Origin of the sequence: Gordonia liuliyuniae (assembly GCF_021738805.1) — a bacterium.
Taxonomy (GTDB): Bacteria; Actinomycetota; Actinomycetes; order Mycobacteriales; family Mycobacteriaceae; genus Gordonia; species Gordonia liuliyuniae.
The window spans coordinates 605,068-628,903 of record NZ_JAKKOR010000001.1; the positions used below are offsets into that span (position 1 = coordinate 605,068).

Here is a 23,836-nt window from a genome sequence, read left to right on the forward strand (position 1 = left end):
TAACGAACGTTTCCTATTGTTGATTCAACGCGCGGGAATGCTCGGTGTCAAGCCGGAGAGTGTCACTATGGACAGCGTGAGTGAGGCGAGTCAGGGCGCAGGCGAACTGCGGTCATACGGAGGAGAAGCCGGCGATGCACGAGTCGCCCGGCGCCGCGCTGCCCTTTTGGACGCGACGCTCGACCTGCTCAGCGAGCCGGAAGCGGGGCCGGTGACGGTCCGCGGGATCTGCACGCACGCCGGGCTGACGCCGCGCTACTTCTACGAGAACTTCGAGAACGTCGACGTCCTCGTCGGAGCCACGTACGACGGGGTGATCACCGAGATCGCCGAGAGTGCCCGGCTGGCCTTCGACGCGGGGGGTGACCCGCGTGAGAAGGTGACCGCCGCAGTTCGGGCCATCGTCGACGCCATCGACGCGGACCGGCGCAAGGGGCGGCTGATCTTCTCTGATGCGCTCGGGAGCCCGGTTCTGACCGAGCGACGCGCGGAGGCGGTCGAGACCTTCGCGGCGCTGACGTCGCGGTCGGCCCAGCAGGTGTCGAGAGTGCGCAGCGAAGAGGAGTTGACTGCGGCGTCGCACTTCCAGGTGGGCGGATTCGGGCGCGTGCTCGCCTCGTGGACCGAGGGCAGGCTCTCGCTCGACAAGGATCGGCTCGTCGCACTGTGTGCTCACATGCTCTGGCCCGAGTCCCGATCACATGTGGCGGGTGACCGGTGACTGCAGACCTCGAAGTTCCGGGCTCATGGCGTGACTACGGCGCCGCAGGCCTGCCCTCGCCTCTTCGTGCGGCGCTCGAAGCGTTCGTCGAGCACGGGTACCACGGCACGTCGGTGCGTGAGATCGCTGCACGCGCGGGGCTTTCTGTACCAGGGCTGTACCACCACTACCCGTCCAAGCAGTCGCTCCTGCAAGGACTGCTCGAGTTGACGATGGCCGATCTCCTGCGGCGATCCGAGCAGGCGATCGCGGAAGCAGGCGACGATCGTCTGGCGCAATTCGACGCGGTGGTCGAGTCGCTGCTCCGATTCCACATGTACCGACGTGAGCAGGCGTTCGTCGGATCCACCGAGATGCGGAGCCTGGACGGCGACTACCGGCCGCGCTACATCGGTCACCGGGTGCGGCAGCAGCGGATGGTCGACGAGATCGTGCTGGGCGGCGTCGACGCCGGAGTCTTCGTGACGGCGGATCCGAAGGGGGCGGCGCGAGCGGTCGCGACCATGTGCGTCGGGGTGTCGACCTGGTACCGCGTGGATGGCGAGCTCGGCGCCGACGAGCTCATCGAACGCAACCTCGAATACGCCCGAGCAATCGTCGGGTACGTCGCGCGATGACCGGGCGGCGCTTGTCTTGACGTGATGCACGGAACATGGGACGCTCTAGCCGGTCCGAGCGATCGCTCGGTCGGGAGTTGGGAGAGCTTGTCATGTCGATCGACCTGTCGCATCGGTCCGAAGTCGTCGAGTTGGTCGCCAAGACCGAGGCGTTCATCGCCGACCACGTCCTGCCCGTGGAGAACGAGTTCCACGGTGACATCACCGCGGCGGGCGGTGACGACGTACGTCGTGAACTGAACGCCAAAGCGAAGGCTGCGGGCGTCTTCGCCCCGCACGCTCCAGTCGAGTTCGGCGGCCTCGGCCTGAACATGTGCGAACGCGCACCAGTCTTCGAAGCCGCGGGCGCGTCGACGTTCGGCCCCGTCGCCCTGCACATCGGAGCCCCCGACGAAGGCAACGTGCACATGCTCGCGCACATCGCCGACGACCGGCAGCGTCAGCTCTACCTCGCGCCCCTCGCCGCAGGCGACGTCCGTAGCGCGTTCGCGATGACCGAGCCGTCGCCCGGTGCCGGTGCCGACCCGAACGCTCTCAACACGATGGCGGTCCGCGTCGACGGTGGATGGAAGATTAACGGACGTAAGCGATTCATTACTGGCGCCGACGGTGCCGGCTTCTACATCATCATGGCGCGCACCTCCGGTGAGGCCGGTGATCGCGGCGGGGCCACCATGTTCCTGGCCCCCGGCGACCGCGACGGCATCAGCGTGGACCGCCACATCCACACCACCGACAAGTCGATGATCGGTGGACATTGCGAGGTGACGTTCACGGACGTCGTCGTGCCCGACGAGGACGTCCTCGGCGCGGTCGACGAGGGGTACCGCTACGCGCAGGTCCGCCTCGGCCCGGCTCGCATGACGCACGTGATGCGGTGGATGGGGTCGGCCGTCCGAGCCCACCGAGTGGCGCTCGACTACGTCGACCAGCGGCAGGGCTTCGGCGGTCGCCTGGGCGACCTCGGCATGATCCAGCAGCAGGTCGCCGACAACGAGATCGATCTCGCCGCGGCCCGCGCACTCCTGGTGCGCGCCTGCTGGGAGCTCGACGAGGGCGGCCACGCGTCCGATGCGACATCGATCGCGAAGACATTCGGCGCCGAAGCGTTCTCCCGGGTCGTGGACCGCAGCATGCAGATGTGCGGTGGCCTCGGCGTCTCCGAGGACCTCCCGCTGGCCCGGCTGGCCAACGAACTGCGCCCGTTCCGCATCTACGACGGGCCGTCCGAAGTGCACCGTTGGGCCATCGCCAAACGAGCCGTCGGACGGGCCCGCAAAGTCCGCACCGCCAACTGACTCTCCGCGCGACGAAGGGAACCCCCGCGTGACCGAGCATCCCGGCCTCACCGCCGACAGACTCCGAACACTGCTGTCCGGCAACGATATCGACGTGGTCGGTGACCTGCGGATCGAACTGATCAGCGGTGGCCGCTCCAACTTGACGTTCGACGTCCGCGACGACGTACACCACTGGGTGGCGCGCCGCCCGCCGATGGGCGGGCTCACCCCGTCCGCGCACGACATGGAACGCGAATGGGCGGTCACCTCAGCGCTGGCCGACACCGCGGTGCCGGTCGCGGCCACGGTCGCCATCGATCGATCCGGTGACGTGATCGGCGCGCCGTGCACCATCGTCGACTACGTCGACGGCCCGGTCGTCAGGTCCGTGGACGACCTCGCGACGCTTACGGACGACCAGGTGACGGCGGGAGCCCACGCCCTCGTCCGGACTCTCGCCGACCTGCATGCCGTCGACTACGAGGCCGTCGGACTCGGCGACTTCGGTCGTCCCGACGGGTTCGCCGCCCGGCAGGTGAAGCTGTGGTCACGGCAGTGGGGGATCGTGAAGGACCGCGAACTGCCCGACCTCGACAAACTTGTCGGCATCCTGACCGATCGGGTGCCGAAGACGGCGGGCCGGTCGATCGTGCACGGCGACCTGCGGATCGACAACGCGATCCTCTCGCCCGATGATCCCGGTGCGGTCGCCGCCGTCGTCGACTGGGAACTGTCGGCGCTAGGCGACCCGATCACCGACATCGCCCTGATGTGCGTGTACCGCGAGCCGGTCTTCTCGACCGTCCTCGGTTTCGACGCCGCGTGGACCAGCGACCGCTACCCGAGCGCCGACGAACTGGCCCAACGGTACGCGCAGGCGTCCGGGACCGATCTCGGCGACTGGGCCTTCTACCTGGGTCTGGCTAACCTCAAACTCGGTGTCATCGCCGCAGGCATCAGTCATCGCGCCCGCGAAGGCGGTTCGTCCGGTGGTGACGGAGCCGAACTCGCGGGCGAGGCCACCGCAACATTCATCGCTCGAGGCCTGGAGGCAGTGTCGTGACCGAACGCAGAGTGGCTCTTGTGACGGGAGCGTCCCGCGGCATCGGGGCCGCCGTCGCCGACCGGTTCGCCCGCGAGGGCTGGGATCTGACGATCAGCGCGCGCGGCGCCGATGCGCTCGACGAACGCGCGGAAGCCCTTCGCGCGCATGGCGGTCGGGTCCTCACCGTCCCCGCCGACATGTCCGATGAGGAGGCTGTCGCCACGCTCGCCGCCCGTCACCTCGACGAGTACGGCCGCACCGACGCCCTCGTCCTCAATGCGGGCATGGGCGCGATGGGTGCGTTCGCCGACTTCCCGGCACGCCGGTTCGACAAGCTCTACCAGGTCAATGTGCGCGCCCCGTTCCTGCTCGCCCAGTCGCTGCTGGCGAGCATGAAGAGCACTGTGACGAAGACTATCGGCGCCAAGGTCATCGCGATCTCGTCGATCACCGGCGTCTATCCCGAGCCGAATCTGATCGCGTACGGCTCGACCAAGGCCGCGCTGATCTCGATGTGCGAGACCTTCAACCTCGAAGAGTCCGTCAACGGGGTGTCCGCCACGTCGATCTGCCCGGGTTACGTCGACACCGACATGTCTGAGTGGACCAAGGGCGACGACGCGATCCCCGCCGACGAGATGATCAGCGGCGACGACGTCGCCGAGATCGCTTACTCGGTGACGCGACTGTCCCGGTGGGCTGTGCTCCCGCAGGCGATCCTGACGCGTCCCGGCGAGAACATGCACCGCGCCTGACGACGGATGGTCACGCGACCGAGGGCTCGACGCCGTCGATGAGTCCCCAGGCGAGCGCGGTGTCGGTGTCGATGTGGGCGCCGGACAGCACGAGGTAGGCGGTCCGCCACCGGCCGACGCGCCGCGGAACGCTCACCGTGCCGCCCGCCCCCGGAATCAGCCCGAGCCCCAGTTCGGGCAGTCCGAAGATCGCGTCGGCCGCGGCCGTCACAGTCGGGCAGAACGCCGCCATCTCGAGCCCGCTGCCGAGGACCGCGCCGTGGACCCGAGCATGCAGCGCCGGTCCCAGTCGGTTGGCGAGCGCGTCGAGGAGGATCGCCGGGCTGTACCGCGTCCTGGCCAGATGGGCGTCGGCAGGATTGGACAGCAGCCCGAACTCCCGCAGATCGCCACCGCTGCAGAACGAGCGGCCTTCGCCCGTGAACGTGACCGAGGTGATCGTGTCGTCGGCCAGTGCCAGACGCAGGCCGTCGATCAAGCCTGCGCGCAGCGCATTGCTGAACGCATTGTGCCGGTCGGGGCGGTTGAAGGCGATCTCCAGTTCACCGCCGTCCCGGTGCAGGCGGACGGCGTCGTCCTGCTCGTGAAGCACGCGCGGCCCCTGATCGTGCAGCCACTGCGCGAACTCTCGACCCGCCTGCAGGGTCGAGTACGCCAGCGACTCCGTGGTCAACCCCGGTCGGGTTCCGCCATCGGAGACAGTTGCGCGAAGGACGTCGTCGCACACGATCGCGGACACCGGGTTGACGGACACGCGTTCTTCGATCGCCGCGACCGTGTCGGCGACCGAGTCGACGTGGACGATCCGGCGATCGCTCGCCGGTCCCGATGTGACGGTGAGGCTCGCCTGCTCGATCCATGCCTGCGCCGCCGCGCTGGTCGGCACGCGGCCCGACTCGATCACCCCGACGACCAGTCCGCGGAACTCGTCGGACCGGTCAGGCGGGGTGTCCGCGGTCTCGATGTCGACGACGGTCAGCGTGGGATCCATGACCTCGAGTATCGCTGGTCGTCGACAACCGCTCACCGATAGGTCATCAGCCCGTCCTTCGCGCCGGCGAGGTGTGCGTGCTCGTTGAACGAGACGACTGACAGACCCCGGCGTCCCGCGATGAGTTTGGTGATCGACGCGTTCACGAACGTGCGGTGCAGGGTCGGCCACTGCGAGCCGGGCACACCCCACAACTGTGCGAGGAGTTGTGTGATGGTGCCTGCCGACGAGACGACGAGGACGTTCTTGCCGCTGCCTGCGAGGGTCGCCGCGCGCTCGGCGGCCGCACGTGTGCGTGTCGCGAACTCGGTGTAGCTCTCGCCGTCGTCGACGGCGTCACCGTCGATCCAGCCGGCCAGGGCGACGTCAAGAGCTTGCTGGTAGCGGGCGCGGTCGTCGTACAGCGACGCGTCGACCGTCGTCACCGACGGCGGGAGCGCGTACTCGTTCCACGCGGCGTCGACGATCTGGTCGGGGGCGGTGTCGAACGCGCCGAGCACGCTCTGCGCGGTCGCGACCTGCCGCGGGAGGTCGCCGGAGATCGCGGCGTCGAACCCGGGCACCAGGCCCGCGAGCACGTCACCGCTGCGCCGGGCCTGCGCGAAGCCGAGATCGGTGAGACCAGGGGCGCCTGGGGCCGCCGTACCGACCCCGTAGGCGTGAGCGGGAGCCTGGCCGTGCCTCACCAGGTAGACGGCGCCCAATTCATGCCTCCCGCGCAGTGACGGACGGGCAGGGCGGAGTGGTGTCGATGGTCACTTCTCCAGGCTAGTCGTCGCACCTCACTTGCCATGCGGTGCGGGTCTTGCTAGTTTCGGCGACATGACTCGTCAGCCATACGCGATCCCGGAGGTCACCTACATGACCACCGCTCTGGGTTGCCGTCTGCCGCTGGCACGGGTCCTGTGTTGTCGCCGAATGCGCTGAACCAGCCCATTTCTCGCCCGCCGCATGTGCGGGCACCTCTCACGCTGCGAACGGGATAGCCGCCCGTCGAGCGTCCAGCACAAGGACCTGCACGAAAATGACTTCCACCCTGTCCCGCCCCCTCCCCGCGTCTACCGTCGAGATCCCGGCACCCAGCGGTGTCGCTGCTCTTCCCGTCCGCCGCGCGACCCGCACGGCGCCGAAGGCCCCCGCCCCGCACATCGCGACCGCGGGACTCCAGCTCTCCACCAAGGCCGCCGCTCTCGTGCTGCGCACCGCGCGAGTCTCCGGCCCGGTGTTCCGCGACGACGCCGCCGCCGCGACTGGCCTCTCGATCTCGACCGTCAACCGCCAGGTCAGCGCACTGCTCAAGGCGGGCGTGATCCGCGAACGGGCCGACCTGACGCCGCCGGGAGCCGTCGGCCGACCGCGCGTTCCGTTCGAGATCAACACCGCCGGATTTCTGACGGTCGGCATCCACATCGGCTACAAGTCGACATCAATCACCACGCACGACCTCATGCACCGTGTCGTCGGAGCCATCGCGATCCCGACGCCGCAGGACGGCACACCCGAAGAAGTCGTCGCGTCGATCGGCGCCAGTGCACGCCGCTTCGCGGACCGCTGGGTCGGCAAGCGCCTGCTGTGGGCCGGTGTGGCCATGGGCGGCCGCGTCGTCGACGGCGGCGAAGTCGATCACCCGCGACTCGGTTGGACCGGGGTCCCCGTCGGCCGGATCATCGCCGAGTCCGTCGGCCTGCCGGTGTCGGTGGCCTCGCACGTCGAAGCGATGGCCGCAGCCGAACTCGTCGTCAACAACCCGGCCGAGCAGAACCAGAACTTCCTGTACTTCTATGCGCGTGAGACGGCGGGCATCGCGTTCAGCGTCGACGGCACCGTCCACACGCCTGCGGCCGGTCCGCCGACGATCGGCCACTTCCCGACGGGCGCGACCAGGCTCCTCGATCCGGAGAACACGGGCCGACTGGAGGAGACGGTCAGCGACTCCGGGATCCTCGAGGCAGCGGCCGCTGCAGGCCTGGACGTCACGTCGATCGACGAGCTGCGTGCCGCGGCTCGCACCGGGGACGCCGTCGCCCACGACATCCTCGTCGAGCGCGCCGAAGTCCTCGGTCGGACCGTCGCGTTGATCTCGGACATCTTCAACCCCGACCACGTGATCCTCGGCGGGCAGGCGTTCACCGACTACCCGGAGGCCTTGCCGTCGGTCAGCAAGGCGCTGCGCGCGACATCGGTCGCCACCCAGCGTGACGTACGAGTGGCGCGCTCAGCGATCACCGTCCAGCAGAAGGCTGCGGGCGCGGTCGCGCTCGACGCGATTTACGCCGACCCTCTCGAGGCACTCTCGCACACATTGTGACGGGCCACGTCACGGGGTGATCGGCCGGAGCCCGTCCAGGAAGACGTCCAACGGCTTCTCGACGTCGTCGAGGTGCTGTGAGACATAGGCGAGCCCGGTCACGGTGCGGAGGATGTCGACTGGCGCCACGTCGACACGGAACTCTCGTCGGACTCTCCCGGCGTCGAGCAACGACTGCACGGCAGCGATGAGGAGCCCGCCGGTCTCTTCCCGGAACTCACTGCCCGTGGCCAGCGCAGGCTTGAGCGCCTCGGGGACGTCGCGGTTGTCGACGAGCATCGCCGCGAACCGGCCCATCCACGTGCGCAGCGCGACTCGGGCCGACGGTTCGTCGGCCAGGGCGTCGTCGGCGGCGTCGCACAGGTCCTGCACTCGGCTCCGATAAACCGCTTCGACGAGCCGTCCGCGGTTCGGGAAGTGTCGGTACAGCGTGCCGATGCCGACCCCCGCCTCCTCGGCGATGGAACTGAGCGTCGACGAATGCCCGTCGCGGCCGAGGACGCGCGTGGCCGCCGCGAGTATCCGAGCGTGGTTCGACCGCGCGTCGGAGCGTGAATTCGCCGGAGCCGCAGCTGATTCAAAGCTCACGAACTGTCCGCCTCCCTCGTCGTAGACGCATACCGCAGCGTCGCCGTGGCTGCCACCCTACCGCGTGAAATGGTTCACTATGCGTTGCAAACGGAGGGCCCTCCGTTTAGCGTATCTAACCGGAGCTGCCTCCGGTAATGCCGCACGGGTGGCTGACGAACTGCTCGACGCGAGAGGCGTCCGTAGAGCCAAGACGAGTTGGAGAGTGACTTCGAGATGTCAGTGAATTCAGAGAGCGCGGCACCGCCGCGGACCGGCGCGATCGTCGCCGTACTGGCGATGGCGGGCATCGTCGTGTCGTTGATGCAGACGTTGGTCATCCCGATCATCCCGCATCTGCCCGAGTACTTGAACGCCGGAGTCGACGACACCGCGTGGGTCATCACGGCGACATTGCTGGCGGCCGCTGTGGCGACCCCGACCATGGGCCGGCTCGGCGACATGTTCGGCAAACGCCGGATGCTGTTGATCAGCATCGTGCTGATGACCGTCGGTTCGGTGATCGGCGCATTCGCGAGCACCGTGCTGCCGATGATCGTCGGCCGCACCCTGCAGGGCCTCGCCGCGGGCGTGATTCCGCTGGGCATCAGCGTGATGCGCGACGTCCTGCCGAAGGAGAAGCTTGCGGGCGCGGTCGCGATGATGAGCGCTTCCCTCGGTGTGGGCGGCGCGCTCGGCCTGCCGCTCGCCGCGGTGATCGCCGAATACGGTTCGTGGCACATGCTCTTCTGGGTGTCGGCCGCGATGGGTCTGATCAGCTTCGTCGCCGTCACAATGGTGGTCCCGGAGTCGCCGGAACGAGCAGGGGGCGGGTTCGACTTCGTCGGTGCGGTGACCCTGTCGGCAGGCCTGGTCGCATTGCTGTTGGGTATCTCGAAGGGCGCTTCGTGGGGTTGGACGGCTTCCTCGACGATCCTCTGCTTCGTCATCGCTGTGATCGCCTTCGCCGCGTGGGCGACGTGGGAGCTGCGCACCACGGCTCCGCTGGTGGACCTTCGAGTCTCCGCCCGCCCCCAGGTGCTGCTCACGAACATCGCCTCCATCGCTTTCGGTTTCGCGATGTTCGCCATGTCGATGGTGTTCCCGCAGATCGTGCAGCTTCCTGAGCAGACCGGCTCGGGGCTGGGCGGCTCCATGCTGATGGCCGGCCTGGTCATGGCGCCCATGGGCATCATGCTGTTGTTCGCGGCGCCCGTCTCGTCGTACATCACGAACAACTTCGGCCCGAAGATCACGCTCATGGCCGGTGCGGTCGTCGTCGCCGTCGGCTACTTCATCGGCGCCTTCATGCTCCATTCGGAGTGGCAGCTGGTGGTTATCGGCATCATCATCGGTATCGGCACGGGCCTGGCCTACGGCGCGATGCCCGCGTTGATCATGGGTGGCGTTCCGGCGTCGCAGACCGGCGCGGCGAACAGCTTCAACACGTTGATGCGTTCGCTCGGAACGTCGTTCGCGAGTGCGATCGCAGGTGTCATCACATCCCAGATGTTCATCCAGCTCGGCGACGCCGAGATCCCGACCGCGGACGCGTTCAAGACGATCATGCTGATCGCCGGCGGTGCCGCCGTGGTCGCGTTCTGTGTCACCGGTGTCATCCCGAAGCGCTCGGCCCCCGCCGAGGTGGACGACGTGGTAGTCGACCCCGCAGAGGTACGGTAACGGCATGGTCAGCCCCATCGTCGTCGGAGTCGACGGTTCTGCGGCGTCGCGCACCGCGCTCGCCTGGGCCGTCGAGACGGCGGTGCGGCGGGATCTCCCGCTGCGGGTGGTCGGCGCGTTCGATCCGGTGCCGACGAGCTCGGCCGTCAATATGCTGCTGCCCGGCGACGTCATCGACGCGCTGCGTGCCGAGGCCGCGAACACAGTCGAGGACGCGGTCGCCTATGCGCGGTCGTTGACGTCGGTCACCGAGATCATCGGCGATGTCGTGACCGGCCCGGCGGTCGCCGCCCTCGTCGAAGCCTCCGCCGGATCGGCGTTGACCGCGGTGGGGACTCGCCACCTCAGCGGAGTGCGCAGCCTGTTCTTCGGTTCGGTCAGCATCAACCTCGCGGCCCATGCGAAGAGCGACGTCGCGGTGATCGCTGGTCCGTCGGGCGGCGGGCCCGTGGTCGCCGCCGTCGACGGTTCTGCGCTGACCGGGCCCGTCCTCGAACGTGCGTTGATCGTGGCGGACGTGTTCGACACGTCGCTCACCGTCGTGCACGCGTGGACCGACCTCGACGAGTCGACTCTCGCCGCGGGTTCGGTCGGCTCCGATCTGGTCGCGGAGCACGCCGACCGCGTCGACGAGCAGGTGCGGTCGTGGATCGCTCCGGTCGCCGCGCGCTACCCGCTGACCTCCGTAAACGTCGTCGTCGCACCTGGCGGTGCGGCTCAGACCATCTGCCGCGTCGCCCGGGACGCAACCATGATCGTCCTCGGCAGCCGAGGCCGCGGTGGCCTGGCCGGGATGCTCCTCGGATCGACGAGCCAAGACGTCATTCATCACGCAGAACGCCCGGTGCTCGTCGTCAAGAGCTGACGCCGGTGTCGCCCTGGAAGTCACGGCGACGGCGGTGCCGCTTTCAACACGCTTGCGATGGCGCCGTAGAAATCCGTCACAAGGTGCGTCACGGTTGCAGCGAAGCCACCTGAGGACCCCGCCCGTTTGGTCCCCGTGGAGCGATCTACGGAGACCGTGAACTCGCGGATGCCTCGGCCGCCGCTCGGGACGAGCCTGCCGGGGTCGTTGCGCGCGTCTCCCAGGAGGAGAGCGGTCTGTTCACGGCAGCCCGCGTGGTGCGACACGACGCGGGTCCGGGAGTCAGCATCGGAGAGTTGGCGGAGCATCCAGTTCACGTGTGTGAGTGGTCTGCCGTTTCGTGGCGCGGCAATGGTGATCGAGCAGATCGCGCGATCGCGTGTGAGGTCGGCTTCTACGACGATCGGGCCGACGAGCCCCGCGGTACGCAACGTCCCGAACAGCCGTCCGGAATCGGCTAGCTGGCGGGCACGGCTGACCGCATCACGGTGCTCCGCAGGTGGAACGGCTTGCACCCGCTGCCCGAGCATTGCCGATAGTTGCAGAGCGATGTGGCGAACGAGGCGATCGAAGTTCTGGCATACCTCAGCGGGTGCCGAGTCGTGCGCGCTGACAGTGCGAGTCTTTACCGCGTCTCGGACCCGGGCCCAGTGCGAACCCATGTCGTCGAAGACGTGCATCCCACTCGATGGATGAACCGCGTACGTCAGGAACTCGTGGAGGAGGCGGGCACGTTCGCAGTTGTCTATCCCGGTGTGTTCGAGCGTGACGGCCGCCGCTGAGATGATCTCCTCCCACGCGAGGTGGTGCAGTGAGATCGACTTCAGCAGTTTCGGGTCGGGCGTCACCGCTAACGCTCCTGCGACAGGCATCAGGTCGGGGCTGATCGTGATGACCGCGTCGTAGCCCTTGGACTTCGCTACAGCCATATAGGTGGCAACCTGGTCGGCTTCGAGTCGGCGAGCGCCGATCTTCACTTCCACGAGTGCCGTCCACGTCGTGGCGCCTCTGGTCACGCGGATCAGACCGTCCGGGCGCGACTCCGCCCCGTTGATGGTGAAAGCCGGTTCCACGAACGACGTGACCCGTCCTCCAGGTGCTCCGATTGAACCCAATACGGCACGGCCGAACTCGCGAACGATCTCCATTGTCGCGAGAAGGATTGAGGTGGCGCGCTGCTCGTGATTGATCGATGCCTTGGCATGGACGGCAGGAAACAAGGTGGCCCGGTGGAACGCCGGCGGGGCCGGTTCCGTCGGCAGGTACGCGCTCGGACGGTCGTCCCAGTCTGCCGGTAGACACGGTGCCCTTCGCTGACGTCGGATTTGGACGTTCGTCGGTGTGGGGACTGGGGGAGCGGGTTCGGGCGACTCGACATCGATGGGTGCCGCGATCTGCGGGTCGACAGCCGGATCGACTTCGATCCCGAACTCGGTGACAAGCGCGCCGAGCCCGTCCGCATACCCCTGGCCGACCGCCCGCAACTTCCACTCCTCACCCCGGCGGTAGACCTCGCCGAAGACGAGCGCACGCTCCGTCGTCAGTCCCTCAATCGAGAATCGCGCGAGTGTCGTCGTGACGTCTGCGACGATCATCGTCGCGCTCGAAGCCGCTCCGAGTGCTTGGAATGGATCGTCTACGCTCGCTCCGACGATTACTCGGTCGACGTCTTCGGCGAGTCGCGCCAACTCGATCCGGACAGCGTCTCGACTGATGCCGTCAATCTGGTCTGTTCGCTCAAGCAGTCGGACGCTGTCGTCGGCGCTGTTCGCCTGGTTGTAGAAGATCAGATCGTCGTTGGATCGGACCCTGCCGTCGGCACCGAGGAGCAGGACGCTGGCGTCCGTGGTGAGGTTTCCATCGGCGACGATTTCGATCGTCACCGTTATCTCTCCGACGTCAGATACTGACGAGAGCGACAGGTTGGCTCCCTTGGACAGTAGTGTCGGTGTCACTCGGAGAACGTACCGCCGCTACCCAGCTCAGCGAGCTGGATCCAGAGCTATTCAAACCATGGAACGACAAAGATCTTCGAACGAGACGTCGACTCTCACGACGGACGCCTGATGCTGAGTCTCGACTGTGCTCAGGGCTTCGGGCGGGACAGCGCGTGCGCGCGCAGGCGGCGGTAGCCGCGCACGCTCAACGGCGGGATCGACCGCAGACGCACGCGGTCGTCGTCCTCGATCGCATCCGCGAGGTTCTCGTCGATCAGGATCTTGCCCGGGCGGGCCGACCCGCAGAGCCGGGCTGCGATGTTGACCGGCTCGCCGAAGACGTCGCCGAGGCGCGCGAGGACCTCGCCGTGCGCGAGACCGATCCGCAGTCGCGGGATCGGCGGCTGGTCGCTGAGATCGGCGATGTCCAGCGCCGTCAACGCGGAAGACGCGGGGTCGGGGTTCGCGAACAGGATGCCGTCGCCGAGAGTCTTGATCACCTGGCCGTCGTATCGGGTCACCACCGCGGAGATCCGGTCTTCGAACGCGGTGATGAGATCATTCAACTCGTGATGGTCGATCTGTCGGGACAAGCTCGTGTAGCCGACGACGTCGACGAAACCGATCACCGTGTTCCAGTCCGCGTGATCGGTATGCGACGACCGGCTGCCCTCGAGAGCGATCTCCAAGTGCAGCCGCCACACCAATTGCTGGATTCTATTGAGCGCCTTCGCCATATCGTTGATCGACCAGGTCACGTCCGGGTTTTGGTCGAACTCGGTCAGCTGGTCGGCCTGCCAGTCGGCTAACCGGGCCAACGACTGCCCGATCGTGCGGGCCGTGGCGATCTGAGCCGCTTCGTCGACCTGCGCGGCACCGCGCGCGAACAGTCGAAAGGCCGCCACGTCGGCGTCGGAGAACAGCTTCGCGTCCGAATGCTGCCGCGCGAAGCCGAAGGCCGTCCAGATCTTCTCGCCGTACTCGGGATCGATGCCGAGTGCTTCGACGAGCTCGTCACGGGAGTAGCGGGCGTCTGAGCTCGGCGCGGTCATGGGTCTACGTTATCGAGTCGACGCCGAATGCTCACGAGATCAGTACGCTCGTCGGGTCGTGGGGACGATATGCCGGAACGGGGCGGCGAGCGTACTGATCTCGTCAGCACGCTCTGCTCGGTCCGCCGCCGAGCGTGCGCTTACAGCCCCAGGACTCCCCGCATCAGATACGCCATCTGGGCACCGAAGTCGGGGCGTTCCACACCGCGTCGCACACGGACGGCGTCGTTCACGATCGACAACGCAGCGTGGACGGCGATCGCGGCCTGGGCCTCGCCGATGTCGTACAGCGACGTCATCAGAGTGGTCCAGCGCGACACGTAACGGCGCTGGACGTCGACGAGCTCACGGGCGCCCGGGTCGCCTGCGAGAGCCGACGCATTGTTGAACGACACCGACAGATCGGGGATCGACGTGATAGTTGCGACATATGAGTCGACCAGCAGCGACAGCCGGTCGGCGTCGTCCGTGCCGGTCGCGTACGCGGTGACCACACCGACTTCGAGCCGGGCACCGCTGCGCCGGCCGATCTCGATCAGGATGGTGGCCTTGGACGGGAAGTGCCTGTAGACACTGGGGCCGGTGATGCCGACCGCGGCACCGATCTCGTCGACGGTGACCGGGCCGTAGCCGCGGTCGGCGAACAACTGCGCCGCTGCGTCGAGTATCTCCGTTCGGCGGTCGTCGCCGGGAAGCTCGACGTCCGGCGGAACGCGCAACGGCGTCGCGGCCGAAGGTGTGAGGGCGACGAGACGCTCTGCGGCCACCGTGAGCTCGCGAACCGCCTGCGCGGACGGGAGCCGCGCACGGTGGACGGACAGACTGCCGACGACACTCAACAGGGTCCACACCAGCTGGCGCTGCTCCCAGTCGGCCAAGTCCCGCTCGGCGAACAACACGTCGGCCCACTGGCGTAGTACCGCCCGAGTGCCTTGCACTACCTCACGGTTCTGTTCCGGAGTCAGGTACGTGCCGGTCCACCGCCAAAGGGTCGAGGCGTTCTGACGTCGCGCCATCGACCCGCACATCGACGTGATGAACGCGTGAGAATCACCGCCGGACGAGGCCACGGCGGACGTCGTGCAGGTCTGCAGATCGTCGACGCCGGTGAGGACCGCGTCGTAGAGCAACGCCTGCTTGTCGGCGAAATGACGATACAGCGACGGGGCGGTGACGCCTGCTGCGCGAGCGATGTCGGCCATGGACACTTGGGGGTAGCCATGCCGAAGGAACAGCTGAGCGCTGTGATCGATCAGCTGCCGTTTCCGGTTGGCCGGGCGTGAGGTCCCGGACCGCTTCGAAGCCGTCATTGTGAACCGACCATAGCGCATTGAGATGAACTGTCGAGACGGGATGACCACCCGGTATAGCCAAATAAGTTATGAAGCGTTAGCCTGTGTCTCGTAACCACTATCGGTTCGTGTGAAAGGAACACCTGTGTCCGAAGCATTCATCTACGAGGCTGTGCGTACGCCCCGTGGCAAGCAGCGTGGAGGCTCGCTGCACAGCGTCAAGCCGATCGACCTCGTCTCGGGGCTGATCGATGGACTCCTCGCCCGCCACGGCGACCTCGATCCGAAGGAAATCAACGACCTGATCCTGGGCGTCGTGTCGCCCGTCGGCGAACAGGGTGCGGTCATCGCGCGCACCGCGGCCCTCGTGTCCGGGTTGGGCGAGACCGTCCCCGGCACGCAGATCAACCGCTTCTGCTCGTCGGGTCTGGAAGCAGTCAACCTGGCCGCGGCCAAGGTCAAGTCGGAGTACGACGACCTGGTTCTCGCCGGTGGCGTCGAGTCGATGTCGCGCGTCCCGATGGGCAGCGACGGCGGTGCACTGTTCACCGACCCGGCCACTGCCTACGACAACTACATCAACCCGCAGGGCATCGGCGCCGACACGATCGCGACGATCGAAGGCTTCTCGCGTGACGACGTCGACGCCTACGCCGCAGAGTCGCAGCGTCGCGCCGCCCAGGCGTGGGACGAAGGTCGCTTCGCCAAGTCGATCATCCCGGTCAAGGACATCAATGGCGTCACGCTGCTCGACAACGACGAGCACCGTCGCCCCGGCACTACCGTCGAGAGCCTCGGCAAGCTGAAGCCTGCCTTCCAGGCGCTCGCCGACATGGCGGGCTTCGACGACGTCATCATGCAGAAGTACCCGAACGTGGAGAAGGTCAACCACGTCCACACCGGCGGCAACAGCTCCGGCATCGTCGACGGCTCGGGCCTGGTCCTGGTCGGCAGCGAAGCCGCGGGCAAGCGCAACGGCCTGACCCCGCGCGCCCGCGTTGTCTCGTACGGCGAGGTCGGCTCGGAGCCGTCGATCATGCTCACCGGCCCGACCCCGGCCACCGAGCTCGCGCTCAAGCGCGCAGGTCTGACGGTCGACGACATCGACGTCTTCGAGCTCAACGAGGCGTTCGCGTCGGTCGTCATGAAATGGATGAAGGACCTCAACGTTCCTCACGAGAAGGTCAACATCAACGGCGGCGCGATCGCGCTCGGCCACCCGCTCGGTGCCACCGGCGCCATGATCCTGGGCAGCACCCTCGACGAGCTCGATCGCGTCGGCGGCCGCTACGGCCTGGTCACCCTGTGCATCGGCGGCGGCATGGGCGTCGCGACCGTCATCGAGCGTCTCTGATCGCCCCGGAACCAAAAGGAAAAAGACTTCATCATGACTGACAACATGATCGCGTGGGAGAAGGACGCCGACGGCGTCGTCACCCTCACCATGGACGACCCCAACCAGGGCGCCAACACCATGAACTCCACTTACCGCGAAGCGATGGCTGCGACCGTCGACCGCCTGGAAGCGGAGAAGGACGACATCGCCGGTGTCGTCCTGACGTCCGCGAAGAAGACCTTCTTCGCGGGTGGTGACCTCAAGGACATGACCAACCCGCCGGCAGACCAGACCAAGGAAGAACTGGCGACGGCGATCACTTCGAGCACGAACGAGTTGAAGGCGGTCCTTCGTCGTCTCGAGACTCTCGGTAAGCCGGTCGTCGCCGCCATCAACGGCGCGGCGCTCGGCGGTGGCCTGGAGATCGCCCTGCACTGCCACTACCGCGTCGCAGCCGATGTGAAGGGCAACGTCGTCGGCCTTCCCGAGGTCACCCTCGGTCTGCTCCCGGGCGGCGGCGGCGTGGTCCGCACCGTCCGACTCCTCGGCATCCAGCAGGCGCTCATGGGCGTCCTGCTGCAGGGCCCGCGCCTGAAGCCGGCCAAGGCCAAGGAGATCGGCCTCGTCGACGAGGTCGTCGGCTCGATCGACGAGCTCGTTCCCGCAGCCAAGGCGTGGATCAAAGCGAACCCGGAGGCTCAGCAGCCGTTCGACGTGAAGGGCTACAAGATCCCGGGCGGCGCACCGACCAACCCGGCGATGGCCGCTAATCTGCCTGCCTTCCCGGCTCTGCTGCGCAAGCAGATCAAGGGCGCGAACATGCCGGCACCGCGCGCGATCATGGCCGCAGCCATCGAGGGCGCGTACGTCGACATCGACACCGCAGACGTCGTCGAGACCCGCTACTTCGTGTCGCTGGTGACCGGTCAGGTCGCACAGAACATGATCAAGGCGTTCTTTTTCGACCTGCAGCACATCAACGGTGGCGGCTCGCGGCCCGAGGGCTTCGATAAGTACCAGGCCAAGAAGGTCGGCGTCATCGGCGCGGGCATGATGGGCGCTGCCATCGCCTACGTCTCGGCGAAGGCAGGCATCGAGGTCGTCCTCAAGGACATCGACCTCGAGGCGGCCAAGCGCGGCAAGGGCTACTCGGAGACGCTCGAGGCGAAGGCTCTCAAGCGCGGCAAGACGACGCAGGAGAAGAGCGACGCTCTCCTCGCCCGCATCACCCCGACGGTCGACGCCGCGGACTTCAAGGGCGTCGACCTCGTCATCGAGGCCGCGTTCGAGTCGGTCGAGGTCAAGAACAAGGTGTTCCAGGAGATCGAGGACATCGTCGAACCCGACGCCATCCTCGGCTCGAACACCTCGACGCTGCCGATCACGATCCTCGCCGAGGGGGTCAAGCGCTCCGAAGACTTCATCGGAATCCACTTCTTCTCGCCGGTCGACAAGATGCCGCTGGTCGAGATCATCAAGGGCGAGAAGACCTCTGACGCCGTTCTGGCGAAGGTCATCGACTACACCCTGCAGATCCGCAAGACGCCGATCGTGGTCAACGACAGCCGTGGCTTCTTCACCAGCCGCGTCATCGGTACGTTCATCAACGAGGCTCTCGCGGCCGTGGGCGAAGGCGTCGAGCCGGCCTTCATCGAGCAGGCCGGCGGCCAGGCCGGATACCCGGCACCGCCGCTGCAGCTGTCCGATGAGTTGACGTTGACCCTGATGCAGAAGATCCGCAAGGAGACCGAGAGCGCGGCGAAGGCTTCGGGTGTCGATTACCCCGCCCACGGTTCGTACGCGGTGGTCGACAAGATGGTCGAGCTGGGTCGCACGTCGAAGAAGGACGGCAAGGGCTTCTACGATTACGAAGACGGCAAGCGCGGCCTCATCTGGCCGGGCGTTCGCGAGAACTTCAAGTCGGGCTCGGTCGAGATCCCGCTCGAGGACATGAAGGAGCGCATGCTCTTCGCTGAAGCCCTCGAGACCGTGAAGTGCTTCGACGAAGGCGTGTTGACATCGGTTGAGGACGCCAACATCGGCTCGATCTTCGGCATCGGCTTCCCGGCGTGGACCGGTGGCGTCATCCAGTACATCAACGGTTACGAGGGCGGTGTCGCAGGCTTCGTCGCCCGCGCCAAGGATCTCGCAGGCAAGTACGGCGCCAACTTCGAGCCGCCCGCGTCGCTCGTCGAGAAGGCGGACGCAGGCGTCAAGAAGCTGACGAACGAGAATCTCGTCAAGTAGTCCGACCTCCGGTCGAACATCGCGAAGGCCCCGGTGAGCTCGTCTCACCGGGGCCGTCCGCATTCGGTCGCCGGGCCGTGGCGGTGAGGTCGATCGGCGGTGAACGATCCGCGTATCCTGACAGGGATGGATTCGGGACGGTCAGGACACGCGCAGCAGCCGGGCTACCGGCCGCCGATGGCTGTCGGTCAGCAGTACCCGGCGTTGGGCTACGGGCCGGACGGGGCACCGCGATACACCTATCAGCCCGACCCCGATCCTGCCGCTCAGGCCCAGCCGCAGGGCGTCGAAGCCGAGGCCCCGCAGTACGCGCCGCCGCCACCCGAGCCGGGTGGCCCGCGTCAGCGCGCGGTACTCGGCGCGGCCGCGATCATTGTGCTGGTGCTCCTCGTGGCCGGTGCGTTCAAGCTGGTGTCGGGCGGCGACGACTCCGACGTCGCGACGCTGCGCGACGATGCGCCCGTCTCGCAGAACACCACGGACCCGTACCTGCCGGAGTCGATCGATCCGACCGACGAAGTGCCGGGGGAGACGCAGCGCCCTGTACCGAACACGCTTGACGCCGACCTCGCAGTCGACGCCGCGCCGGGCTCCGCCGTCGTATACATCGACGACGACGGCGTCCAACTCGTTCACATGACGACCGCGCGATGGCGGCAGACGGTGCGTGCGACCACCGGTCTTTTACAGATCCGTGTCGTCGTCGCTCCGGGTGCTCCGGCGTCGTGCACCATCACTGTCGACGGCCAGGTCGTCGCCCACGAAGAGGCTCCTGCAGACACGTCGGGCGTCCTCGCATGCCGTGCCGTCGGCTGAATCCGGGTGCGCGCGCCGATGAGTGTGCCCCGGATGCCCTAACGTAGACGTGTGACTTCTTCCGACGAGGCAGCCGACACCGGAGCCAAGACGATGTTCACCTGGCGATCGGTCGACGGCGGGCGCTTCGAACAAGTGCGGCTCAACACGGCGGGCGGACGGCTGCGCGCCTACGGTCGGATCATCTCCGCAGAGACCACCGAGGTCCAGGCCTATTCGTCATCGTACGAACTGGTCGCCAACGACATCGGGATCACGCGACGCCTCTCGTTCCGTCTACTCAAGACCGGCGGCGAGGCCCCGCTCGACGTGAGCCGCGACATGGACGGCCGATGGATGGTCCAGACCCCGTACAGCACCATCCAGAGTGACTTCGACGGCGCCGAGGGGGTCGACGTCGCGATGTCGCCGTTCCTGTCGGCGCTCCCGATCTTCCGTCATACGTTCTTCGGCAAGGGCGCACTGACCGACGTACCGCTGGTGAGCTTGCGACTCCCGACCTACGAGATCGAACCCGAAGTCAGGTCGTACACGATCGGTGACGGGACGGCGACGGTCACCACGGCGACCGGGACCGTGGAGCTGTCCATCGACGAGCACGGACTCGTCCTCGACTATCCGGGTGTCGCGACCCGTATCTGACGGGCTGTCTCCGGCGGGGTCGGTTCACCCGACCCAGACGCGGGCCAGATGTGCCTGGCGGCGTAACTCCTGCGCCCAGCCGTCGTCGCCGATCGTCACCCCGACGATCGGTTCCACCTCGCCGGCGGCGACCTCTTCGTATGCTGTGCGCGCGCGGTGGCCGGCCTCGATGAGGGCGGCGACGTCGCCGTGGTCGCGGAGTCGGTCGCGGGCGGCGACGAGCCGATCGATCGTCTCGCTGAGGGTGTTGAGGAGGGCGACCGAGTTCGCTTCGAGCATCGCGCGCTGCAACTCGGGCGCGGTGCCCGCCACCCGCGTCCCGTCGCGAAAGCTGCCGGCCGCCAGGCGGAGCGGTAGACGGCTCTCGCCTGCACCTACCGCAGCGGTGACGGCCGCGGTCACGTGCGGATTGTGGGAGATCGCGGCGGCCGCCCGATCGTGAGCGTCCTCCGCGGCGGGCACGACGTAGGAACCCGCGGCACGCGCGATGTCGGCGACGGCCAGCCAATCGTCGGCCTCGGTGTCGTCGTGCGTCGTCACCATCCACATCGCGTTCTCGAACAGGCTCGGATCGGTCGCCGCCCAGCCGGAGTGAGCAGTGCCCGCCATCGGATGCCCGCCGACGTAGCGGGCGTCCGGGTGATGGTGGGCAACGATTCGCGCCACCTGCTCCTTCACGCTCACGACGTCGGTGAGCAGACAGTCCGGCGCGTGTTCGACGACCGCGTCGACGATGGGGCCGAGGACGGTGACCGGTGTCGCCAGCACGATCACCGCGTCGGTCTCGGCGGCGCGAGTCAGTGTCTGCGGAAGGTCGCTGGATGCGTCGTACCCGTCGGCGACGGCGGCGTTGACCGTGGCCGTCGACCGGTTGTATCCGAACGCCGGCCGCTCGCCCGCGAGACGGCGAAGCAGGGAGCCTCCGATGAGACCGAGGCCGAGGATGCAGACGGGGCGCGAGGACGTGACAGGCATGCGTCTACGGTGGCACATCGCGCCGACCATGGGCGATACGGCGGGGCGAGGCGGCGGGGCGAGACGCGAACGCGCGCGTCGACTCACCGTAACCGCCGCGAACTACAGTGATGCATGACACAGTGGTCACCACGTATGAAGGTTCGGAGAGATTGGGGTAGGCGATGGCCGGGACTGCAGACGGCGGTGCGACCAGGTCGATTGTCGGACGTATCGGTGGGTTGCGCCCCGGGGCCGGTAGGCGTCGCGCGGCGGATCCGTTGCCGACAGTCGTGTGGTCTCCGGTCACCATGCTGCTGTCCCTCGGTCGTGCCGTGCTGGTGACTCGCAGTGGCCCGAACACTGCGTTGACCCTGCCGTACGGTTTCGGTTCCGTCGTCATGGAGTCGGCGGCTACCTGAAGTGCGCGGGCCGCCCATCGATTCAGACTTGGGAGACCTGCGGAAACCGACTACCGTTGCGGGCATGGCGAAGCCCGTCGCGCAGAGCGATTACCCCGATGTCGACGGATTCGCGGTGGCCGTAGTCCGTGACGACGGCGGGTGGCGACTCTCACCGCTGATGCCGTCGGCGCTCGACAGCCTCGACGATGCCGAGTTGCAGCTCCGCGAACTTCGCGCGGCGGGTGCCGTGTTCGGTCTGCTCGACGTCGATGACGAGTTCTTCGTGATCGTCCGCCCCTCTCCGTCCGGTGCGCGGCTGTTGATCTCCGATGCGACCGCAGCGGTCGACTACGACATCGCCGCCGACGTGCTCGACGCATTGAATGTCGATGTCCCCGATCTGGATCCGGACGAGCTCGACGACATCGATCCGTGGGAGGAGGGCGATCTCGCTATCCTCGCCGACCTCGGTCTGCCGGACGCGGTGATGAGCGTGATCGTCGGGGACACCGACTTGTATGCAGACGAACAGGTCGGCATGGTCGCCGCGCGGCTCGGGTTCGCGGACGAGCTGTCTGACGTCCTCGACAAGCTCGGCCACTGACCTCTCGGTGATGGACGTCGATCGGGGCGCGGTCCACCGCGACGCCGAGGCGGTGATGCGGGTGGCTCTCGACGTCGCCCGCTCGACGGGTGGCGAGGACGTCCCGATCGGAGCCGTCGTCTACGGCCCGGACGGTGTCGAACTGGCGCGGGCAGCGAACCGGCGCGAGGCTGACGCCGATCCGACGGCCCACGCCGAGGTCCTGGCACTGCGGGCCGCCGCGGCGCGGCACGGCGACGGCTGGCGGCTGGAAGGCTGCACGCTCGTCGTGACCGTCGAACCGTGCACGATGTGCGCGGGCGCGCTCGGGTTGTCCCGCGTCTCTCGCGTGGTGTTCGGGGCATGGGAGCCGAAGACCGGCGCGGTCGGCTCGTTGTGGGACGTCCTGCGCGATCCGCGGTTGGTGCACCGCCCCGAGGTCCTCGGCGGCGTGCTCGCCGACGAGTGCGCAAGCCTGGTGACCGGCTTCTTCGCTACCCGCCGCGACTGATGCTGCGGCAGTTCGAGAAGCGGGGCACACTTGAAGGGTGCGCAGCCGCGGGTTGCGCGTAGGCGACAACCGAAGGGGAAATCATGTCGGATCCGATGGACAAGGTCACCAAACTCGCGGGCCAGGTGATCGGCAAAGTCAACGAGTTCGTCGAGAGCGAGCAGGTTCAAGGCGCGGTCGGCACCGCCAAGGAGAAGTTCGACGAGGTAGCCAACAGCGACCAGGTCAAGGACGCGGTGTCGACGGCGCGCGAGAAGTTCGACGAGGTCTCCAAGAACGAGAACGTGCAGGGCGCGGTGCACACCGCCAAGGAGAAGTTCGGTGAGATCGCCGGCAAGCTATCCGGCGGCGGGTCGCCGACCGACAAACCGTGAAACTCGACGGAAACAGTTTCTGACCAGCTGATTTCACTCTCTGGTTCGGCTGCCGTATAGTTCTTCGCGGTGGCGTGTCCGAGCGGCCGAAGGTGCGACACTCGAAATGTCGTGTGTAGTGACCCTGCACCGGGGGTTCAAATCCCTCCGCCACCGCCGAAGGCCCCTGATCTGGAATCCAGGTCGGGGGCCTTTTCCATTTCCGGTGCATTATTTCCGGGCCCGTCGATCGATCCAGGCCGCCGACCTCCGGATGTGTGTCGAGCAACACAGTCGGTACCTACGCTGCTGCGACTGTCCCATATGGCAGGATCGTCCGCAGTCGACAGGGGTGTCGGCTATGAACACTCTCAGGGGGAGAAAAATGAAGAATCGTCTCGTCGGTTTGCTGCTCGCCGTCATGGTGGCACTCGGGCTCGTTGCGACTACCGGACTCGGGGCCGCGGGGCAGGCGTCCGCAGCCACCGTCCAGGACACCGGCACGAAGGTGTTTGTCGGATTCACCAAGGGGGAGACCAAGCAACTCGCACAGTCCGGTGTCGCCGGTGTGGTCGACCACCCGGCGGTCCATCCGTACTTCTACGGGTCAGTCGACTCGAAGACCCGCTTCAAGCGGGTGTACGTGCCCGGCCGCGGTTACACGACCTATGCGACGGCGAACCTGCTCGTCCGTGAAGCAGCGTCGCACAACGGCAACGTCTGGATCAGCTTCAACAAGACGGGCAAGCGCCCGTTCACGCTCTGGACGCGCTGGAAGTGACGGTCTAGAAAATCATCGCCGAGAGTTGGGGGGGGGGGGGACACAACCCCCCCCCCCCCCCCCGCCCCCGCCCGCGCCCCCCCCACCCCCATCACC

24 protein-coding genes and 1 tRNA gene are annotated in these 23,836 nt (G+C 67.2%); 18 read left to right on the top strand and 7 right to left on the bottom strand.

The genetic code is table 11. The annotated features are described in order from the left end of the window. Positions 1–67 precede the first annotated feature (67 nt). The 5 genes from L5G33_RS02755 to L5G33_RS02775 all read left to right on the top strand — a co-directional run bounded on the left by L5G33_RS02755 (position 68) and on the right by L5G33_RS02775 (position 4,418). Positions 68–721: a TetR/AcrR family transcriptional regulator gene (locus L5G33_RS02755; protein ID WP_236996599.1), complete on the top strand. Its 654-nt coding sequence runs from the start codon at positions 68–70 to the stop codon at positions 719–721. After that, positions 718–1,338, top strand: a complete 621-nt coding sequence (locus L5G33_RS02760; protein ID WP_236996600.1) for a TetR/AcrR family transcriptional regulator — start codon at positions 718–720, stop codon at positions 1,336–1,338. The genes L5G33_RS02755 and L5G33_RS02760 overlap by 4 nt, the downstream gene beginning before the upstream one ends. 92 nt (positions 1,339–1,430) lie before the next feature. Further along, complete coding sequence (locus tag L5G33_RS02765; RefSeq protein WP_236996601.1) at positions 1,431–2,636, top strand: acyl-CoA dehydrogenase family protein; 1,206 nt, start codon at positions 1,431–1,433, stop codon at positions 2,634–2,636. Between the two features lie 28 nt (positions 2,637–2,664). Further along, positions 2,665–3,681: a phosphotransferase family protein gene (locus tag L5G33_RS02770; RefSeq protein ID WP_236996602.1), complete on the top strand. Its 1,017-nt coding sequence runs from the start codon at positions 2,665–2,667 to the stop codon at positions 3,679–3,681. Continuing rightward, entirely contained in the window at positions 3,678–4,418 is a 741-nt protein-coding gene (locus L5G33_RS02775; protein ID WP_236996603.1) for an SDR family NAD(P)-dependent oxidoreductase, read from the top strand. Before L5G33_RS02770 ends, L5G33_RS02775 begins: the two co-directional genes overlap by 4 nt. Positions 4,419–4,428: 10 nt before the next feature. On the opposite strand, the gene L5G33_RS02780 is transcribed toward L5G33_RS02775, so the two are convergent. Then, entirely contained in the window at positions 4,429–5,409 is a 981-nt protein-coding gene (locus tag L5G33_RS02780; protein WP_236996604.1) for an enoyl-CoA hydratase/isomerase family protein, read from the bottom strand. Between the two features lie 32 nt (positions 5,410–5,441). Next, a complete protein-coding gene (locus tag L5G33_RS02785; RefSeq protein ID WP_236996605.1) occupies positions 5,442–6,113 on the bottom strand; it encodes a histidine phosphatase family protein in 672 nt (223 codons plus the stop codon). 320 nt (positions 6,114–6,433) lie between these two features. Between L5G33_RS02785 and L5G33_RS02790 the strand changes: the two genes are divergently transcribed. Then, positions 6,434–7,717: an ROK family transcriptional regulator gene (locus tag L5G33_RS02790; protein WP_236996606.1), complete on the top strand. Its 1,284-nt coding sequence runs from the start codon at positions 6,434–6,436 to the stop codon at positions 7,715–7,717. A gap of 9 nt (positions 7,718–7,726) precedes the next feature. Here the strand turns inward: L5G33_RS02790 and L5G33_RS02795 are convergent, their stop codons facing one another. Further along, entirely contained in the window at positions 7,727–8,305 is a 579-nt protein-coding gene (locus L5G33_RS02795) for a TetR/AcrR family transcriptional regulator (protein ID WP_236996607.1), read from the bottom strand. A gap of 279 nt (positions 8,306–8,584) precedes the next feature. Between L5G33_RS02795 and L5G33_RS02800 the strand changes: the two genes are divergently transcribed. Further along, complete coding sequence (locus L5G33_RS02800; RefSeq protein WP_372476850.1) at positions 8,585–9,967, top strand: MFS transporter; 1,383 nt, start codon at positions 8,585–8,587, stop codon at positions 9,965–9,967. 4 nt (positions 9,968–9,971) lie between these two features. After that, complete coding sequence (locus tag L5G33_RS02805; RefSeq protein ID WP_236996609.1) at positions 9,972–10,832, top strand: universal stress protein; 861 nt, start codon at positions 9,972–9,974, stop codon at positions 10,830–10,832. Positions 10,833–10,852: 20 nt separating this feature from the next. On the opposite strand, the gene L5G33_RS02810 is transcribed toward L5G33_RS02805, so the two are convergent. The 3 genes from L5G33_RS02810 to L5G33_RS02820 form a co-directional block, all read right to left on the bottom strand. Further along, on the bottom strand, positions 10,853–12,787 hold the full coding sequence (locus tag L5G33_RS02810) for a TerD family protein (RefSeq protein ID WP_308191530.1): 1,935 nt from the start codon (positions 12,785–12,787) through the stop codon (positions 10,853–10,855). A 131-nt stretch (positions 12,788–12,918) separates the two neighbouring features. Continuing rightward, positions 12,919–13,821: an adenylate/guanylate cyclase domain-containing protein gene (locus tag L5G33_RS02815; RefSeq protein WP_236996611.1), complete on the bottom strand. Its 903-nt coding sequence runs from the start codon at positions 13,819–13,821 to the stop codon at positions 12,919–12,921. Between the two features lie 140 nt (positions 13,822–13,961). After that, positions 13,962–15,131 carry a TetR/AcrR family transcriptional regulator gene (locus L5G33_RS02820; protein WP_372476846.1) on the bottom strand — a complete coding sequence of 390 codons (1,170 nt, stop codon included), beginning with the start codon at positions 15,129–15,131 and terminating at the stop codon, positions 13,962–13,964. 127 nt (positions 15,132–15,258) lie between these two features. Here L5G33_RS02820 and L5G33_RS02825 point away from each other — a divergent pair, with 127 nt between their 5' ends. From L5G33_RS02825 to L5G33_RS02840, 4 genes are all read left to right on the top strand, one after another. Beyond that, positions 15,259–16,467, top strand: coding sequence for an acetyl-CoA C-acetyltransferase (locus L5G33_RS02825; protein WP_236996613.1), 1,209 nt, complete (start codon positions 15,259–15,261; stop codon positions 16,465–16,467). Positions 16,468–16,500: 33 nt separating this feature from the next. Next, complete coding sequence (locus L5G33_RS02830) at positions 16,501–18,696, top strand: 3-hydroxyacyl-CoA dehydrogenase NAD-binding domain-containing protein (protein ID WP_236996614.1); 2,196 nt, start codon at positions 16,501–16,503, stop codon at positions 18,694–18,696. A gap of 126 nt (positions 18,697–18,822) precedes the next feature. Beyond that, on the top strand, positions 18,823–19,512 hold the full coding sequence (locus L5G33_RS02835) for a hypothetical protein (protein ID WP_236996615.1): 690 nt from the start codon (positions 18,823–18,825) through the stop codon (positions 19,510–19,512). Positions 19,513–19,563: 51 nt separating this feature from the next. Further along, entirely contained in the window at positions 19,564–20,154 is a 591-nt protein-coding gene (locus L5G33_RS02840) for a putative glycolipid-binding domain-containing protein (RefSeq protein WP_236996616.1), read from the top strand. Positions 20,155–20,178: 24 nt separating this feature from the next. On the opposite strand, the gene L5G33_RS02845 is transcribed toward L5G33_RS02840, so the two are convergent. Beyond that, positions 20,179–21,129 carry a prephenate dehydrogenase gene (locus tag L5G33_RS02845; RefSeq protein WP_236996617.1) on the bottom strand — a complete coding sequence of 317 codons (951 nt, stop codon included), beginning with the start codon at positions 21,127–21,129 and terminating at the stop codon, positions 20,179–20,181. A gap of 164 nt (positions 21,130–21,293) precedes the next feature. On the opposite strand from L5G33_RS02845, the gene L5G33_RS02850 reads away from it, so the two are divergent. The 6 genes from L5G33_RS02850 (at position 21,294) to L5G33_RS02875 (ending at position 23,740) form a co-directional block, all read left to right on the top strand. Continuing rightward, positions 21,294–21,530: a hypothetical protein gene (locus L5G33_RS02850; RefSeq protein ID WP_236996618.1), complete on the top strand. Its 237-nt coding sequence runs from the start codon at positions 21,294–21,296 to the stop codon at positions 21,528–21,530. A 64-nt stretch (positions 21,531–21,594) separates the two neighbouring features. Beyond that, positions 21,595–22,116 (top strand): tRNA adenosine deaminase-associated protein, encoded by a 522-nt coding sequence (locus L5G33_RS02855; RefSeq protein ID WP_236996619.1) that lies wholly within the window; start codon positions 21,595–21,597, stop codon positions 22,114–22,116. 10 nt (positions 22,117–22,126) lie between these two features. Then, on the top strand, positions 22,127–22,606 hold the full coding sequence (locus L5G33_RS02860; protein WP_236996620.1) for a nucleoside deaminase: 480 nt from the start codon (positions 22,127–22,129) through the stop codon (positions 22,604–22,606). 83 nt (positions 22,607–22,689) lie between these two features. Then, complete coding sequence (locus tag L5G33_RS02865; protein WP_236996621.1) at positions 22,690–22,980, top strand: hypothetical protein; 291 nt, start codon at positions 22,690–22,692, stop codon at positions 22,978–22,980. A 68-nt stretch (positions 22,981–23,048) separates the two neighbouring features. After that, positions 23,049–23,136 (top strand) — tRNA-Ser (locus L5G33_RS02870). Positions 23,137–23,344: 208 nt separating this feature from the next. Then, positions 23,345–23,740, top strand: coding sequence for a hypothetical protein (locus L5G33_RS02875; RefSeq protein ID WP_236996622.1), 396 nt, complete (start codon positions 23,345–23,347; stop codon positions 23,738–23,740). Positions 23,741–23,836 lie beyond the last annotated feature (96 nt).